Origin of the sequence: Bacillus pseudomycoides DSM 12442 (assembly GCF_000161455.1) — a bacterium.
GTDB lineage: Bacteria > Bacillota > Bacilli > Bacillales > Bacillaceae_G > Bacillus_A > Bacillus_A pseudomycoides.
Genome location: NZ_CM000745.1, coordinates 1,377,393 through 1,393,029, shown reverse-complemented (window position 1 = coordinate 1,393,029; position 15,637 = coordinate 1,377,393). Strand labels below are relative to the sequence as shown.

Sequence of the window (15,637 nt, the reverse complement as noted above, 5' to 3'; positions counted from 1 at the left end):
TGTAGATAACGATGGGAAAAGACCGCCAAGAAAAGAAACTAAAACAATCGCGCCGTGTCGAGTCTGACCGCGACCAATCGCTGCAATATCCTGGAGCAACTGGGCTTGATACACCAGAGCAAGCTCGCAAGCAAAATCAGCATTAAACAAAATGAAAAAACAGCCGACATCGGCTGTTTTTTCATTTTCCCACAATTCATTATGTTATTAATCCATGCTCCAACGCTTTCTTTATTGCTTCTACACGATTAGAAACTTGGAGCTTAGTATATATATTAATAATGTGTGTTTTAACCGTTGAAATTGAAATAAAGAGTTTCTCACCAATCTCTTTATTTATCGCTCCAGTAGCTAGAACAATTAACACCTCTAATTCTCTCTGACTTAGCACTGTATTTGTTACTTTTTCACTTTTAAAGATAGTGCTTTAAAAGTTTCATAGCACTTCGTTACTTTATCCACTTCAATAATCTTATTCATTTCATCTTCCCCTTTCCTCTTCATTGTACGAGGCGGGTACATAAAAAAAATCAACCGAACGGTTGATTCTTTCGGTTGATTTTTTATTCTTATCTTATTCTGATTTATAAATAACCTGCAAAAAAACTTAAAAAACATTACCTATTGCTATAGCACGTCGTATCAATCCCACGTTGCGATAACCAATGATACGTGTCACCCTTCACAATAAGCGGCACTCGCTGAAGCTCAGAGAGTGTTCTCGCTCCAAGAGCCGTCATTATAAATTGTAAATCCGTATGTAAAAGTTCTATTTCATCCATTAATTTCTGGGTACCATCATTCATCAATATACGTAAAAAATACCCAGCAAAAGCAGTCGCCCGTGCCCCTAATGCAATTGCTTTTGCTACATCAAGCGCAGTTTGTATACCGCCAGATGCAATAAGAGAGAGGTTTTTATTTGTAGAGGATGCTTCTATGATCGAAGCTACCGTCTGAATGCCCCAATCATTAAAATAAGAAAGCATTCGCTTCCTTCGCTCATTTTCAACTGCAGCAAAATTTGTGCCACCATAACCACCAACATCTACAGCCGTAACACCAACATTAGTTAGCTGCTGTACCGTTTCTTTACTCATACCAAAACCTACTTCTTTTACTATAACTGGAACCGGAGAACTTGTAACAATTTGTTCAATCCGCTCTAATACGCCTGTAAAATCCCGATCACCTTCTGGCATCGTTAGTTCTTGAATGACATTCAAATGAATTTGCAAAGCATTCGCTTCAATCATATCAACCGCTCGTTTTGCCTGTTCAACGCTCGCTTCACTACCCAAATTTGCAAAAACGATTCCATTTGGATTTACCTTTCGAACAATTCGATAAGAAGATGCTTCTTTTTCATCTTTTAACGCAGCCATTTGAGAACCGACAGCCATCGCAAGGTTATGCTGCTTAGCCACGTGTGCTAACTGTTCATTAATATGTAATGTGTGATCTCCACCACCACCAGTCATCGCATTGATAAAAATCGGCGAACTTAATGAAAGTTCGCCGATTTCCGTTTCAAATGTAATGCTTTCATAACTTGAATTTGGCAAGCTTTGATGGACAAAAGCAATGTCATGAAAGCCATGTATACGAGACTGTCCGGTGGAAAGAGCGTATTCAATATGTTCTAATTTTCGTTTTGCCCTTACCACTTGTACCCCTCTTTATTTCTTTAATTTTTTCAGTTGTTCACCAATAATATCACTAAATTGGAAAGTTGCAGACTCAGAAGTCGGCTCATATTGGCTATAATCTTCTGTTTCATTATTTTCTTCAACAGCTTCTTTTATACTTAAAGAAATACGTTTTTCTGCTGCATGTACTTCAAGTACTTTCACTTTCACTTCTTGTCCCATTTCTAATACTTCATTTGGATTTTTCACGTGACGATTTGCAATTTGCGATACATGCACAAGTCCTTCTACACCTGGTAAAATTTCAACGAAAGCACCAAATGTAACAATTCGTTTCACTATACCTTCTCGAATATCACCCGCTTTAACTTCAGCAGAAACGTTTTCCCAAGGTCCTGGCTGAGCCGCTTTAATCGATAAAGAAATACGCTGCGTATCTGCATCAACCGATAATACTTTGACTTTTACACTTTGTCCTTGTGTTAACACATCAGAAGGCTGTTCAACGCGGTCATGAGAAATTTGTGAAATGTGTACTAAACCATCTACATTACCAACATTCACAAAAGCACCAAAGTCAGTTAATCGTTGAACTGTACCTTCCACAACGTCTCCTTCTTTTAAAGAAGAAATCGCTTCTTTTTTCTTTGATTCTAATTCCTGTTCTACAACTGCTTTATGTGAAAGAATAACACGATTTTTTTCACGATCTAATTCAACAATTTTCACCGCTAATGTTTTTCCTTTATAATCAGTAAAATCTTCTACATAGTGCATTTCTACAAGTGAAGCTGGAATAAATCCACGGACACCAAGATCCACAACTAAACCACCATTCACAATATCTTTTACAGTAACATCAAAAACTTCACCTGAAGTGAATTTTTCTTGCAACTCTACCCATGCTTTTTCTGCATCAACAGCACGTTTCGATAATACAAGATCATCATCTTCTAATTTAATAACTTTTAATTCAAGATTTTGATCTAATTTTACAACATCGCTCGCTTTTTCAATATGAACGTTAGCTAATTCACTAATCGGAATAACGCCATCTGTTTTGTATCCAACATTTACAAGAACTTGTTTTTCTTCAACCTTTGTTACAGAACCTGTAACAACGTCACCCACTTGTAATGCTTTTGAATCCACAACTTCTTCATTCATTTTTTCTACCATGGAAATACCTCCCTACAGAATTGACAAAGCTTTTTTATGTATATACGAAATGAAAACAAATGTTTTCATTTGCATGTTATAAGAAATTTTTAGCATATACTCGCTTCCAATACATACAACAACCTATTTTTTGCTATACACTTCATAGAAGATATAGAAGCCTATATAAATAGTATACAGCAAAATCTCCTTGAATAAAGTATGTTTTAAAATATAATAGCGAATATATTCTGACAGTTTCTCTTCTTTTACTAACTTCTTACAAATTGACTTATTTGTCAAGGGAAGTGTTTCACTATTCTCTGTTATATTAATATTTTTAAAATAAAAAAAAGAAAGAGGATTCCCTCTTTCTTTATTTTGCAAACGCTCCAGAAACAATATCCATGATTTTTTGGACAACTTCTTCAATTGATAAAGAAGTTGTGTCTAACTCCAATGCATCATCCGCTTTTTTTAACGGAGAAACTTCGCGCTCTGAATCTAATTTATCACGCTTGGCAATTTCTTTTTTCAATTGCTCCAAACTAGAAGCGAAGCCTTTCTTCGCATTTTCAAGGTGTCTACGCTCCGCTCTCTCTTGAACAGAAGCAAGCATAAAAATCTTCACTTCCGCATTAGGTAGCACATGCGTACCAATATCACGACCATCCATTACCACCCCGCCCTTTTCTGCTAGAGCTTGTTGGCGGCGCACCATCTCTTCGCGAACAAGACGATGCTTGGCAACAATTGATACGCGATTTGTTACATTCGGTGTACGAATCGCTTCAGATACATCCTTGCCGTTTAAGAAAACTAGTTGTGTATTTTCACCTTGCTGAAAATCAATATTCACATTTTTTAAAACTTCCATTAAACTTTCTTCATTTTCAATATCTACATTTTGTTCCAGAGCAGCGTATGTAAGCGTACGATACATTGCACCTGTGTCAATATAGACATAAGAAAGTTCTTTCGCAACAACCTTTGCAACTGTGCTTTTTCCAGCAGCTGCTGGACCATCTATCGCAATTGAAATTCGTTTATCCACTGTAACACCTCATTTTTTTCACTTATAAAACAAAATGAAAAGCAGGTACAAATCCCCTGCTTCTCTACGCTTGTTTCATACCGATTAAACCCTCAATTATTGTAGCACAATCCTTACTAGAAGAAAATGAAAACTACTTATTGACTTGTAAAATATCAGTTATATTTTCACTTGTAACTCCTTCATAATAAACGATTTTTGATAAATATTTCACTGTGGATTCTTGCATGAAAAGCAATTGAATAATGCAGAGACAAATAAATTGAATCAATAATATACGAATTAAAGCTCCCTCAATTTTTTTCAAAGAAATATCCTCTTTTCATTTTTCTCACTCATTCTAACAACTCACGATAAAAAAATTAAGAATCCATTCCCTTCAATTATTTCCAAAATAAAGTAGTCAACTTTATTTTCATTTCTAATACAAACTTTTATACATTTCCATTGTCGAATCTAGTAAAAACATGGTATGTTCTAAATGTATTTTTTGACTAGAAAGGGGTATAAGCATTGAAAAAAATCCTAGTTTTACACACAGGTGGAACAATCGCAATGGAAGAAGATAAAGAAACTGGGGTTGTACAACCAGGGGAACAAAATCCTCTTTTAAAATTCATTCCAAATTTAGCGGATGATATTGATTTAATCGTTGAAGATGTCTTTCATCTTCCATCTCCTCATATGACTCCTAGCGAGATGTTACAATTACAAATCATCATTGACGAAAGAGTAAAACATGAAGATATCCATGGCGTTGTCATTACACATGGTACAGATACATTAGAGGAAACTGCATACTTTTTAGATTTAACTGTACAAGCGAACATTCCAATCGTTGTAACAGGTGCAATGCGCTCTAGCAATGAATTGGGTGCTGACGGTTTATATAACTTTTTATCAGCTGTAAAGGTTGCAAGTAGCAGCGAAGCGCTTGGAAAAGGTGTTCTTGTCGTGTTAAACGACGAAATTCACTGTGCAACAAATGTAACAAAAACACATACAAGTAATGTTGCAACATTCCAAAGCCCTCAATACGGACCAATCGGTATGGTGACAAAACGCGGCGTTGTCTTCCATCACGCTCTCGTAAATCATGAAACATACATGATTGGGCAAATTTCTAAAAATGTTGTTGTGTTAAAGGCATACGCTGGTATGGATGATACATTATTAGCAGCAATTGAAAACCTACCGGTCGATGGGATTGTAATCGAAGCACTCGGTCAAGGTAATTTACCACCACGAACGCTTTCTAGTTTACAACGCTTAATAATTAAAGGGATTCCAATTGTTCTCGTTTCTCGCTGCTTTAATGGAATTGTCCAAGACGTATATTCCTATGAGGGTGGAGGAAAACAATTAAAAGATATGGGAATTGTTTTCACATACGGTTTAAATGCCCAAAAAGCTCGTATTAAACTACTTGTTGCTTTAGAATGTACTCATTCTCAAGATAAAATCCAACAAATGTTTATGCACGATTAAAAAATAAGCTGTCGAAAAATTCGACAGCTTATTTTTGTTCTCTTGATACAACTGTTTGTGTAATTGCTCCACCATGAAATCTTCCATTCTCAATAAAAATTTCATTCGCATTATTTCCAGCTGCAATAACACCCGCAATAAAGATATTCTCCACATTCGTTTCCATTGTTTCTTCTGTAAATATCGGACGCCCTGTTTCTTTATCAATTTCTACTCCCATTTTTGTTAGGAAACTATGATCCGGGTGGTATCCCGTCATCGCAAATACAAAGTCATTTTGAATTGTAAATAACTCTCCGTTGCTTGTATACGTAAGCGTATGTTCGGTAATTTCTTTTACGTGAGCATGAAACTGCATTTGAATCGTACCATTACGTACTAACGCTTCAAATTCAGGTAAAATCCACGGCTTAATACTCTGCGAATATTCTCCCCCGCGATATAACACCGTTACACGTGCTCCAGCTTTTACAAGTTCTAGCGCAGCATCTACACTTGAATTTTTCCCTCCTATTACAACTACATCTCTGTCAAAATAAGGATGTCCCTCTTTAAAATAATGAGATACTTTCTCCAATTTTTCTCCAGGAACGTTCATATAGTTTGGATTATCATAATATCCCGTTGCCACTACGATATATTTCGCAGCGTATGTTTCCGTATTTCCATCACGCTTCGTCGTACTTACTCTAAAGAAGTTCCCATCCTTTTGCACTTGTTCTACGCGTTCAAATGCATTTACTCGCACACCTTTACGCTTTACCACTTCACGATAGTACGCAAGCGCTTGATTACGAACTGGTTTGCGGCTTTCTGTAATAAAAGCAACATCACCAATCTCTAACTTTTCACTAGAGGAAAAAAACGTTTGATGAGTCGGATAATGATAAATCGCATTCACAATATTTCCTTTTTCAATTACTAGTGGATTGATTCCCTGTTGCTGCAGTGAAATCGCTGCTGCTAATCCACACGGTCCGCCCCCGATTATAATAGCTGTTTCTTTTTGCATACTCGGTTCACTCCTAGTCTTCTGCCTCAATCTCTATTTATTACAAAACAAGAAAAAACCTACTTTCAGCAGTAGGCACCTATCTTTATTGTATTCATTTTTCATATATTTGTCATCTAAACGATACGTACATTCGATAGACGTCCGCTAAAAATTGCCTAAATCGTATTCCTTGTTGTCCCAATACATTTTCTGGATCAATCTTCCTCGTAGGATCAAGTGTTTTATGAGATACAATATCCTTTTTAGGATTTAAATTGAATGTATGACATAAATAAGCATGGTACCATGTAAACCGCGTGTAAGAATCCCAAAAGTTAACATTACCTCCATAACACATTTCAACACCAATTGCTGCTTTGTTCGCATCATAACCAAACAAATCATTGTCTGTTGGTACATTATATCTTACATGATACGCTACCTCATCAATTGGGATAATTTCTAAAATGGTTGTATCATCTACAAAGGTATGCGCCGATGCTTTCGGTTGTATTTCGTTAAAGTAATCTCGATTTCCTATCGCATTGCTGCCAGGATTCCCCGTATCATGGCTTACAATGAACCTCACCTTCGAAAGGCGGATTCCTGGTCGGGAGCTTCCGTACCCAATATAATTTCGCTCTATAGGGAACATCACCATGTCTATCAACTCCGCTCTAGAAAATTACCTTTCTTCTTTATATATGTATTCAACCTCGATATCTATATAGCACATTTCTTACACAAAGAGAAAATCAAAAATATTCGAAGTAAATACCATAAATAATAAAATACTTACAGCCGTTCCATAAAACCCATAAAACCAAACACAGTCTTCTTTTGTATCTAAACCGAAAAATTTATTTACGGATTGTAACAAAGAGGAACGTTTTACATGTTTTTTTCGTAAAACCTCTACCCGTTCCATAACATCTGTTGGCATCATAAATCTTTGGTCTGCTGTCATTTTCATTATTAATCTCTCCTTATCTTGTTTCCGTTTTGTTTATCTAAAGAGAGTATAGCACAAACGTTCTGTTGGAACAAGTGTTCTTTTTTTATTTTTTGTAATCGATCATCCACTTTTAACAATATTACACCTATTAACAGTAATTATTTAACCGAACCACTTTAAAAGTAATATTATAATTCCCCAGACGATAGCTATCACTGGCCCAACAATACATACTCCAAACAACAAAGACATAATTCCTTCTCCAAATATTTGCAGTACACTCGCCCTTTCACTAGAATTCCTTTTCTTTAACCTTTCTTCTAAATATACGATTCTCTTTTCCAATTCATCCACTCGCTCACTCACATCAATCTTCGTTTGCAATTTTATCTCCACCTTTTCTATGATCCTTATTATGTACTTCAATAAAAAAACGTGGTTTCCTTGAAGGAAACCACGTTCTCTCTAAACTCTTTATTCTATTATACCCAGCCTCTAAAACGGCTAGCTTCTGCCATTTTACGTACACCAACCATATAGGCTGCTAAACGCATGTTCACTTTACGAACTTGTGATGTTTCGTAAATAGAATCGAATGATCTTACCATTACTTTTTCTAAACGTTGTTCTACTTCTTCTTCTGACCAGTAGTAACCTTGGTTATTTTGCACCCATTCGAAGTAAGATACAGTAACACCACCAGCACTTGCTAATACATCAGGAACAAGTAAAATACCGCGTTCTGTTAAAATTTTAGTTGCTTCTAATGTAGTTGGACCATTTGCTGCTTCTACAACAATTTTCGCTTTAATATCCGCAGCATTCTCTTCTGTAATTTGGTTCTCGATTGCAGCTGGAACTAAAATATCACAATCAAGTTCTAATAGCTCTTTGTTTGAAATTGTATTGTTGAACAATTTCGTTACTGTTCCGAAGCTGTCACGACGATCTAGTAAGTAGTCGATATCCAATCCATTTGGATCATGTAGTGCACCGTAAGCATCAGAAATCGCAATTACTTTTGCACCAGCATCATGCATAAATTTAGCTAAGAAGCTACCAGCGTTCCCAAACCCTTGGACAACAACGCGAGCGCCTTTAATATCAATACCGCGTTTTTTCGCAGCTTCGCGAATACAGATTGTTACACCTTTTGCAGTTGCTGTTTCACGTCCATGAGATCCACCTAATACAAGCGGTTTCCCTGTAATAAATCCAGGCGAATTAAATTCATCAATGCGGCTATATTCATCCATCATCCATGCCATAATTTGTGAGTTTGTAAATACATCTGGAGCAGGAATATCTTTTGTTGGACCAACAATTTGGCTAATTGCTCGTACATATCCACGGCTTAATCTTTCTAATTCACGGAAAGACATTTCACGTGGATCACAAATGATACCACCTTTACCTCCACCATATGGTAAATCAACAATACCACATTTTAAACTCATCCAAATAGAAAGTGCTTTCACTTCGTTTTCTGTTACGTTTGGATGGAAGCGAATTCCACCTTTCGTTGGACCAACAGCATCATTGTGCTGTGCGCGATATCCTGTAAATATTTTAACAGTCCCGTCATCCATACGAACTGGAATTTTCACTGTCATCATACGAATTGGTTCTTTCAGTAATTCATATACCTCGTTTGGATAACCCAACTTTTCTAGGGCTTCGTTAATAACAATTTGTGTTGAATTCAACAATTCAAAATGTTGCTCCCTTTGTTGTGTTTGTGTTTGAGCTCCCTTTTCGGCTACCATAGTAAGTAAACCCCCTGTAATTTCACTTGTTTAGTAAACCTTCATTGCCTAGTATACACCGTTAAATTTGGAATGCAATAGAAAACGCTAACAAATGTATACAAACTATTCTTTATTGCAAGCGTTTTCACTATTATTATAGTCCTTTTATCGCTTTTAGAAAAGTAAAATACTTAAATATTTAAATGTTTTTTATATCACAATGTATTTTAGTCTATCTAATATCGCAAAATACTAACAAAACCTCAAGCTATTTCTACTAGCTGAGGTTTTGTTTTAAGACAAAATACTTGTATATTTGCTGAATTGCTTGAGAATCCATTAATTCTTTTCCATATTCCATAATACGATAAATTGTTGCTGTAGAAGAATTACCGTATTCTGCTAAAATCGCAATAATATCTGCCTTTAATAATGGTGTTTCTTCTTCCATCCAAAGATAAAAACGCCCATCCCATGTGTAGAGTTTCCCTCCGGTTACACCGAGATTATACAAACGATTTGCCAACGTAATCACATCTTCAAACGTTGCAAATTCATACAATATATGTTCACTCTCATCTAGAGTTACTTGCATCTCGATAAACTCATCACGAAACTCATCTTCTGTATCGGTTTCGTGATTTTCTTTTGTGACAATTACAACCATTCCTTGTGCTTGTAAAGAAAAAACTTCAACCGCAATTGGACCATCCGCTTCAAATCCAAGTTCTTTATTTGCTTCTTGCATCATATCGCGAAATAACTGTTGCACTTTCGGAGCATTTTTCCATAAATCCTCCTTCGTCAATCCTCGCTCAGATAAATCATCAAATGTTAGGAAAATTTTGATTTTATTATAATTTAAACGTTCCAGCCTCATCTTGTAACCTCCCTACGTAACCGCTGTATCTAATTTTTATTATATGAAATAGAAAATAGATGGTTCTTTTCGAACAACTATTCCGACGTATTTAACCATTTATCCCATTCTTTTTTTGTATCACCAATGAACACATTTTGAAGTCCAATCTTGTCTTCATCTGAAACAAACTGACTTGCAAATCCAACAAGCCCTATGCAGATCTTTGAATTCTGACTTTGCAACTTCTTAATCAAATTTAGTGCGCCTTTCAAATATCGCTCTTTTGAACATGATATAAACACATATTTGGGTGCAAATTGCTTAATAACTGTATGAATCTCATCTTCCTCTAAGCCTGTCCCAAAATATGTTGCTTGATAGCCTTTCAAACGTAAATATATTGTGAAAACAAAAAGGTTTAATGTATTCAATTCTCCTGGTGCGCATATAGCCAAAGCTTTTGGCAAAATAAAATTAGTATGCGTATTATGATAAATCATTCCAATGCGTGAACATAAAAATGAATCTATATACCGCTCTTGTACAGCTGTTATCTCATCATTTCTCCGCATAGTCTCCAATTTATCAATAATCTTAACAAATATATGAGTGATTACTTTTTCTGTTGTATAAATAACAAATGCCTCGTTTAATAATTCACGGGCATGCTTTTCATCAAATTTTAACAAATAATGAAGGATATCGTCTACTAAAAACACTTCTGTACTGTATGCTACTTCAACTAAATTGTGATTTTGCAATCGATTGCTCTCTAATAACTGGACTGCTTGACCAATCGTAAATCCTTCATTCACTTTATACATTAACCATTTTAAAATTCTCACATGCTCTTCTGTATATAGGCGATGCCCAGCATCATTGCGCTTTGGAGCAATAATATGATATCGTCTCTCCCAAGCCCGCAGCGTACTCGGCTGAATTCCAAGCATATTCGAAACAGCTTTTATATTATATTTCCCTTTTAAAGTTGGCATGTTTTTCCCACCTTTAAACCGAACATCTCTTATTTTTTTCCTTGCAACGTAATTAAGTGCGTTTGGGCTGGAGCTCGAAAACGTAGTGGTATCAATGTCGTTCCATACCCATTACTCACAAATAAAGTTGTATTCGGATACTTATATACGCCGCCTTTTAGATATCGTTTAAAATGAAATAGACGAATTTGTCCCCCATGGGTATGACCACTTAATACGAGGGAAATTTGTTCTTGTCCAGACATTTTGTTTACAATAACAGGATTGTGACTAATAAGAATACGAAAGCCATTTTCTTGACAATCTGCTAGTGCCAAGTCTAAACGATCCCGTTCTAATCCAACATCATCCACCCCTAATAAGCAAAGCTTGTCGCCAGAATCTGATTCAAACAGCACTCTTGTATTATCTAAAATTTTCACACCATGTTCTAGTAATAACGCATCTAGTTCATGATAGTCAATTTCATAATCATTATTTCCCCATACAAAATATATAGGACCAATTTTACTTAATGTTTGAACATTAGCAGCAATTTGTGATAACGATACACCTTTCTCAGCTAAATCACCGCCAATAATAACAAAATCAGCTTTTCCTTTTACATTTTCAATTAAAGAAGGCGAAACAATTCTCCTATGAATATCTGAAATGAAAAATATCCTGACCTTTCCAAAGCTTTCCGGGAAATTTACAAATGATAAAGTGTGTTCTAACAATGTATTACGCAATGCTTCTCTATACATCATAAAAAGACAAATAAAGCCAATACATATGAACGTGCCACCTAAAATCCACAACATATATTTTTCTCAACTTCCCTCTCAACAAAATGTAATTTTATCAAGCTATATTGCAATAAAGATGAATAAAATCTCATCCGATACAAAAGACTTCATTCACCTTTTCAATCACTCATATAACCATTATTTTACAGCTACTATTCCTTCTCCGTTTTCTTTTTGACAGGAATTTTCAATTCTTTTCCCACTTCTAACTGATTGTCTTGTAAATTGTTATAGCGTTTAATGATTGTAGCCCCATCTTCATTGGGAAAATACTGTTTCCCAATACTTTCAAATGTCTCACCTGCTTTTACAATATGCGTTTCAAATTTTTCTGGCTGCTTCTTTTTTCCTTCACCATGTTTATTTGAATCGAAAAAAATCACTTCAAACGCATTTGTTCCAGGGACATCATTCTCTTTTGCACTTTTTACTTCGATATACTTATCCGTATACCATAAAATACTAAGTGGTAACAAAATAAATAAAAATGTTAAAACTCGAACAAAAAAGTGGTTAATCTTAAATTTAGATTTTTTCTTTTCTTTATTTCTATGAACCTCACTTCGCGGCGGTAAACCTTCTTCTGTTTGCTCTTCTTCCAATTCTTCTTCAAAATCGGGAATTTGTTTCCTCATGCTGTTCACCACCACCTTTCATTTATTTTCTTAATTGAAGTCCCATTATAAAATCAACAAGAAAGTGTGCAAAAATTGTTATAAACAAATTTCCTGTCCATTGAAACACATATCCAAATACAAAACTAATCATACATACAAAGCAAAATAAGAATGGCTTCATCACATATCGAATATGTAAAACAGCAAAAATAAGGCTAGCAATTACAAGTCCGAAATGCGTCTGTAACACACCCCGAAATAAAAATTCTTCAGCAAATCCAATAACAAACGTAATAACTAATAATTGTATAACAGAAATCCCTTGGAACATCCGCTCATTAATTCCACCATCATCAAACCACGATTCTGGGAACACTTGCATTGCAATATAATCAAATAAGATGACACCACCCGCAACTCCACTACCTATTATAAGGATGGAAACAGGTTCCCATTTCCACAAATCATAAAATTCATTCCTATTTGGAAATAATATATAGGCTAATGCGCAGCCAACACCTATAATTATTAATTGTGTTATATAGAGGTTAAGCCGTATTTCTTTCGGACCTATGTCTTCAATACTACGCCTTTGAATGTCCATCATTCCTCCGTTCTCTCATACCAAAGAGCAATTGTAACTCCGCTTCCCAATTATAGTCGAAAATTGATTGTCTTGCTCGTCTTTTTTTATAATCTTCTTTGGAAATACCGCAGTAGTCACAGCAGTTTTTTACCTCAGCTTCCTTCTTATATCCAAATTGATGTAGCATTTGTTCCCGTCTACAGCCTTTAAACTGGAGCCACGATTTCATATTTTCTAATTGCCTATATTTATTCCGAAGACGCTCGTCCACTTCTAACATCAATTTTTTCATTTTCTCATCTGACAAGGATTCCATAATGAGCTTCTTCTGTTGTATGATTTTCATCTTTTCTAAATGATAACGTACAAAACGCCAATGCTGCTCACTAAACCTTGCGGCATTATAACAAATTTCTTCCACATCTTCCATTGGCAATACTTTCGTTTGGAACATCTTCTCTTGTAGTAAGGAAAATAAAAATTAGAATTTGCTGTTTATTTGGTAATTCATCCTCAATGATAGAAACTGGTAGATCATGATCCAATGGACTACAAAGTAGAATCGCAATACTCATCTCTCCATCTCTTCCCGCTCTACCGATTTCTTGTAAATAAGAAGCAATATTTGCTGGATAATGAAAATGAATAATATATCTTGTATTCGGCTTGTTTACCCCCATACCAAATGCACTTGTACATATAACAAGCTGCAGTTGATCATTCATAAATTGTTGCTGAATTAACATCCGCTCTTCATGTTCCATTCCACCATGATAAAATGCAACATCTGCTATACCTTTACTCCTTAAATATTCTGTCAGGCGCTCCGTCCAAGCCCTGCTAGAACAATAAATAATTCCTGGTCCTTGTAAATAAGTAACTTGCGTGAGAAGCGCTTCCTTTTTTTCTTCTATTGTTTGTACAAATTGTACTTCCATTGCAATATTTGGACGATCAATCGAATACACATGCTCTGCTACATTCGTAAGTTTTAAACTTTTTATAATATCTTGTAATACTTCTTTTGTTGCAGTAGCTGTTAATGCTAATACCGGAGGATGTCCAATAGCCGCTATAACTTGATCTAATTTTTTATAGTCTGTTCGAAAATCGTAACCCCATTGCGAAATACAATGTGCTTCATCAACGACAAATAGCGAAATATGAATCTTTTTTAGTTCTCTTATTATTGCTTCAGTTTGCAGCATTTCAGGCGAGACAAAGACAAATTTATAAGAAGATAATCTTTTTATCGCTTCTTTTTTCTCAGTTAATGTACGGAAACTATTAAACGCAATCACACGATCCTTTACTATATATTTAAGCTGCGCTACCTGATCTTCCATTAAGGATAGTAATGGAGAAACAATCAGTACTGTTCCATCTCTCATAAGACCTGGAAGTTGATAGCACATTGATTTTCCTCTTCCAGTTGGAAGCATCGCCACAACATCTTTTCCTTGCAACAAATCCACAATAACATCTTTCTGTCCTTGACGAAATTCGTTATAACCAAACCACTTATACAGATAATCCTCAAGTCTCATTTACACCCTCCATCTGTGCTAACACAAGACGAATTTCAAAATAAGAAACTGTTTCTCCTACCGCTTGCTTTAATACACGCAACTTACGTGTTTGTAATGTTTCAATAATGCGCTGCACATGCTTAATTTTATTTTTCCCCATGAACATTTCAATAGAAAAATCTCGTTCGCGTAATGCAATTTCAACAAAATGATCCTCTATTGTTGCAACCTTTAAATTTCTAATCGTTGCAATTTCATCTAAAGAGAGCCCTTGTCTCCAAAGCTGATATGTTTTCTGCGTGGATAAACTAAACAAATCTGCCCTTTCATTCGGATAAGAAATAATTTTTGTTAATAACGGAAACTCTTTTTCATTCTCTCGAACAGATTGAATAAAGAAATGAATGGTACCCCAAAATAAGAGATAGATGCGAAATACATCTTGGTTTGTAATTTCTGCAAGTTGTTTTAATGTATATCCAATCCGTTCATACCCAGTTAGTCGATATGTAAAAATCGTTGCTTCTATTGGCAAAGTATCTTTCAACAGCATATGTATCTCTTTCCACAAACCTGCCGCAAGTTCACTTCTTGTATACGGTATCCCGATGAGGAACTGCTTGACCCACATCATGATCTCTGTATCTTGTTGAATAGGAATAAATTTCGCATTTTGCTGTTGTAAATTTGACACAGTTTGAATAATTAATGAAAGTCGTTTCCAAAAAAGCTCGCCAAGATCACCATAGTGTAAACCATGTAAATACTGTGGAAAAGAAAGTGTTTTTTTCCAAGTTTCCAGTTGTTCCTTTCCAGCATCAGTTAAAATGTACGTATTTTCATGTACATTCTGAATCCATTCTTTATGCAATACATGTTCAATTTCCTGATCATAATCAGAACGTTGTAATGATTTGTATATTCCAAACAGAAAAGAAATGTGAAATATATTTCCGTCTTGTAGTGTTTGTGAAGAACGTTTTCCTTTTAAAAGGTGATAAATGGAAGAAACAGTTCGTTCACCATTTAATTGTTTTATGCAATATAGTAAAGTATATTGTAACTGCATCACCGCTTCCACCTTTCAATTACATTTATCCCGCTATTTGCTGACAGTAAAAGCCCGATTGGTGAAAGCTTTCTATCGATAGCGATGAAGAGAACCCCACTGATAGAAGTTTCACTTTATATTTTCTATTGTATCAAACTGTACA

Annotated in this window: 18 protein-coding genes and 1 pseudogene; 2 read left to right on the top strand and 17 right to left on the bottom strand. The window is 35.4% G+C overall.

Annotation, left to right across the window (positions count from 1 at the left end; genetic code table 11):
* Positions 1 to 11 precede the first annotated feature (11 nt).
* On the top strand, positions 12 to 146 hold the full coding sequence (locus tag BPMYX0001_RS30390) for a YpzI family protein (protein WP_003206535.1): 135 nt from the start codon (positions 12 to 14) through the stop codon (positions 144 to 146).
* Positions 147 to 199: 53 nt separating this feature from the next.
* Here the strand turns inward: BPMYX0001_RS30390 and BPMYX0001_RS06915 are convergent, their stop codons facing one another.
* From BPMYX0001_RS06915 to BPMYX0001_RS32995, 5 genes are all read right to left on the bottom strand, one after another.
* Positions 200 to 367 (bottom strand): helix-turn-helix transcriptional regulator, encoded by a 168-nt coding sequence (locus BPMYX0001_RS06915; RefSeq protein WP_006094258.1) that lies wholly within the window; start codon positions 365 to 367, stop codon positions 200 to 202.
* Between the two features lie 250 nt (positions 368 to 617).
* On the bottom strand, positions 618 to 1,667 hold the full coding sequence (fni, locus tag BPMYX0001_RS06910) for a type 2 isopentenyl-diphosphate Delta-isomerase (RefSeq protein ID WP_006094255.1): 1,050 nt from the start codon (positions 1,665 to 1,667) through the stop codon (positions 618 to 620).
* Between the two features lie 12 nt (positions 1,668 to 1,679).
* Complete coding sequence (gene rpsA, locus BPMYX0001_RS06905; RefSeq protein ID WP_006094253.1) at positions 1,680 to 2,828, bottom strand: 30S ribosomal protein S1; 1,149 nt, start codon at positions 2,826 to 2,828, stop codon at positions 1,680 to 1,682.
* A gap of 355 nt (positions 2,829 to 3,183) precedes the next feature.
* Positions 3,184 to 3,861 (bottom strand): (d)CMP kinase, encoded by a 678-nt coding sequence (cmk, locus tag BPMYX0001_RS06895; protein ID WP_006094252.1) that lies wholly within the window; start codon positions 3,859 to 3,861, stop codon positions 3,184 to 3,186.
* A 133-nt stretch (positions 3,862 to 3,994) separates the two neighbouring features.
* Positions 3,995 to 4,168 carry a DUF5359 family protein gene (locus BPMYX0001_RS32995; RefSeq protein WP_003196311.1) on the bottom strand — a complete coding sequence of 58 codons (174 nt, stop codon included), beginning with the start codon at positions 4,166 to 4,168 and terminating at the stop codon, positions 3,995 to 3,997.
* A gap of 206 nt (positions 4,169 to 4,374) precedes the next feature.
* On the opposite strand from BPMYX0001_RS32995, the gene BPMYX0001_RS06890 reads away from it, so the two are divergent.
* The gene (locus BPMYX0001_RS06890) at positions 4,375 to 5,349 is read left to right on the top strand and encodes an asparaginase (protein ID WP_003196313.1); all 975 of its coding nucleotides are present in this window, start codon (positions 4,375 to 4,377) and stop codon (positions 5,347 to 5,349) included.
* A 28-nt stretch (positions 5,350 to 5,377) separates the two neighbouring features.
* On the opposite strand, the gene BPMYX0001_RS06885 is transcribed toward BPMYX0001_RS06890, so the two are convergent.
* The 12 genes and pseudogenes from BPMYX0001_RS06885 to BPMYX0001_RS06830 all read right to left on the bottom strand — a co-directional run bounded on the left by BPMYX0001_RS06885 (position 5,378) and on the right by BPMYX0001_RS06830 (position 15,492).
* A complete protein-coding gene (locus BPMYX0001_RS06885) occupies positions 5,378 to 6,361 on the bottom strand; it encodes a YpdA family putative bacillithiol disulfide reductase (protein ID WP_006094250.1) in 984 nt (327 codons plus the stop codon).
* Positions 6,362 to 6,473: 112 nt separating this feature from the next.
* Positions 6,474 to 7,004, bottom strand: a complete 531-nt coding sequence (locus tag BPMYX0001_RS06880) for a peptidoglycan recognition protein family protein (protein ID WP_003206547.1) — start codon at positions 7,002 to 7,004, stop codon at positions 6,474 to 6,476.
* A 78-nt stretch (positions 7,005 to 7,082) separates the two neighbouring features.
* Positions 7,083 to 7,319 carry a DUF3961 domain-containing protein gene (locus BPMYX0001_RS06875; protein ID WP_026008432.1) on the bottom strand — a complete coding sequence of 79 codons (237 nt, stop codon included), beginning with the start codon at positions 7,317 to 7,319 and terminating at the stop codon, positions 7,083 to 7,085.
* Positions 7,320 to 7,460: 141 nt separating this feature from the next.
* Positions 7,461 to 7,682: a hypothetical protein gene (locus tag BPMYX0001_RS06870; protein WP_033798763.1), complete on the bottom strand. Its 222-nt coding sequence runs from the start codon at positions 7,680 to 7,682 to the stop codon at positions 7,461 to 7,463.
* A 98-nt stretch (positions 7,683 to 7,780) separates the two neighbouring features.
* Positions 7,781 to 9,064, bottom strand: a complete 1,284-nt coding sequence (gene gudB, locus BPMYX0001_RS06865) for an NAD-specific glutamate dehydrogenase (protein ID WP_003196304.1) — start codon at positions 9,062 to 9,064, stop codon at positions 7,781 to 7,783.
* 259 nt (positions 9,065 to 9,323) lie between these two features.
* Positions 9,324 to 9,926 (bottom strand): genetic competence negative regulator, encoded by a 603-nt coding sequence (locus BPMYX0001_RS06860; protein WP_006094247.1) that lies wholly within the window; start codon positions 9,924 to 9,926, stop codon positions 9,324 to 9,326.
* A gap of 77 nt (positions 9,927 to 10,003) precedes the next feature.
* The gene (locus tag BPMYX0001_RS06855; RefSeq protein WP_003206552.1) at positions 10,004 to 10,903 is read right to left on the bottom strand and encodes a MerR family transcriptional regulator; all 900 of its coding nucleotides are present in this window, start codon (positions 10,901 to 10,903) and stop codon (positions 10,004 to 10,006) included.
* A gap of 29 nt (positions 10,904 to 10,932) precedes the next feature.
* Positions 10,933 to 11,706 (bottom strand): metallophosphoesterase, encoded by a 774-nt coding sequence (locus BPMYX0001_RS06850; RefSeq protein ID WP_006094245.1) that lies wholly within the window; start codon positions 11,704 to 11,706, stop codon positions 10,933 to 10,935.
* A gap of 137 nt (positions 11,707 to 11,843) precedes the next feature.
* The gene (locus BPMYX0001_RS06845) at positions 11,844 to 12,326 is read right to left on the bottom strand and encodes a LysM peptidoglycan-binding domain-containing protein (RefSeq protein ID WP_006094243.1); all 483 of its coding nucleotides are present in this window, start codon (positions 12,324 to 12,326) and stop codon (positions 11,844 to 11,846) included.
* A gap of 22 nt (positions 12,327 to 12,348) precedes the next feature.
* On the bottom strand, positions 12,349 to 12,912 hold the full coding sequence (locus BPMYX0001_RS06840; protein ID WP_018780991.1) for a CPBP family intramembrane glutamic endopeptidase: 564 nt from the start codon (positions 12,910 to 12,912) through the stop codon (positions 12,349 to 12,351).
* Positions 12,893 to 14,441: pseudogene (locus BPMYX0001_RS29285) on the bottom strand (RecQ family ATP-dependent DNA helicase). The gene BPMYX0001_RS06840 and the pseudogene BPMYX0001_RS29285 overlap by 20 nt, the downstream one beginning before the upstream one ends.
* Complete coding sequence (locus BPMYX0001_RS06830) at positions 14,431 to 15,492, bottom strand: YpbB family protein (protein ID WP_018764260.1); 1,062 nt, start codon at positions 15,490 to 15,492, stop codon at positions 14,431 to 14,433. Before BPMYX0001_RS06830 ends, BPMYX0001_RS29285 begins: the two are co-directional and overlap by 11 nt.
* Between the last annotated feature and the right edge of the window lie 145 nt (positions 15,493 to 15,637).

Excerpts from the sequence above, each read along its gene's own strand:
- BPMYX0001_RS30390 (WP_003206535.1), top strand. The coding sequence starts at position 12 with ATGGGAAAAGACCGCCAAGAAAAGAAACTAAAACAATCGCGCCGTGTC.
- rpsA (WP_006094253.1), bottom strand. The coding sequence starts at position 2,828 with ATGGTAGAAAAAATGAATGAAGAAGTTGTGGATTCAAAAGCATTACAA.
- BPMYX0001_RS06885 (WP_006094250.1), bottom strand. The coding sequence starts at position 6,361 with ATGCAAAAAGAAACAGCTATTATAATCGGGGGCGGACCGTGTGGATTA.
- BPMYX0001_RS06880 (WP_003206547.1), bottom strand. The coding sequence starts at position 7,004 with ATGGTGATGTTCCCTATAGAGCGAAATTATATTGGGTACGGAAGCTCC.
- gudB (WP_003196304.1), bottom strand. The coding sequence starts at position 9,064 with ATGGTAGCCGAAAAGGGAGCTCAAACACAAACACAACAAAGGGAGCAA.
- BPMYX0001_RS06860 (WP_006094247.1), bottom strand. The coding sequence starts at position 9,926 with ATGAGGCTGGAACGTTTAAATTATAATAAAATCAAAATTTTCCTAACA.
- BPMYX0001_RS06855 (WP_003206552.1), bottom strand. The coding sequence starts at position 10,903 with ATGCCAACTTTAAAAGGGAAATATAATATAAAAGCTGTTTCGAATATG.
- BPMYX0001_RS06850 (WP_006094245.1), bottom strand. The coding sequence starts at position 11,706 with ATGTTGTGGATTTTAGGTGGCACGTTCATATGTATTGGCTTTATTTGT.
- BPMYX0001_RS06845 (WP_006094243.1), bottom strand. The coding sequence starts at position 12,326 with ATGAGGAAACAAATTCCCGATTTTGAAGAAGAATTGGAAGAAGAGCAA.
- BPMYX0001_RS06840 (WP_018780991.1), bottom strand. The coding sequence starts at position 12,912 with ATGGACATTCAAAGGCGTAGTATTGAAGACATAGGTCCGAAAGAAATA.
- BPMYX0001_RS06830 (WP_018764260.1), bottom strand. The coding sequence starts at position 15,492 with ATGCAGTTACAATATACTTTACTATATTGCATAAAACAATTAAATGGT.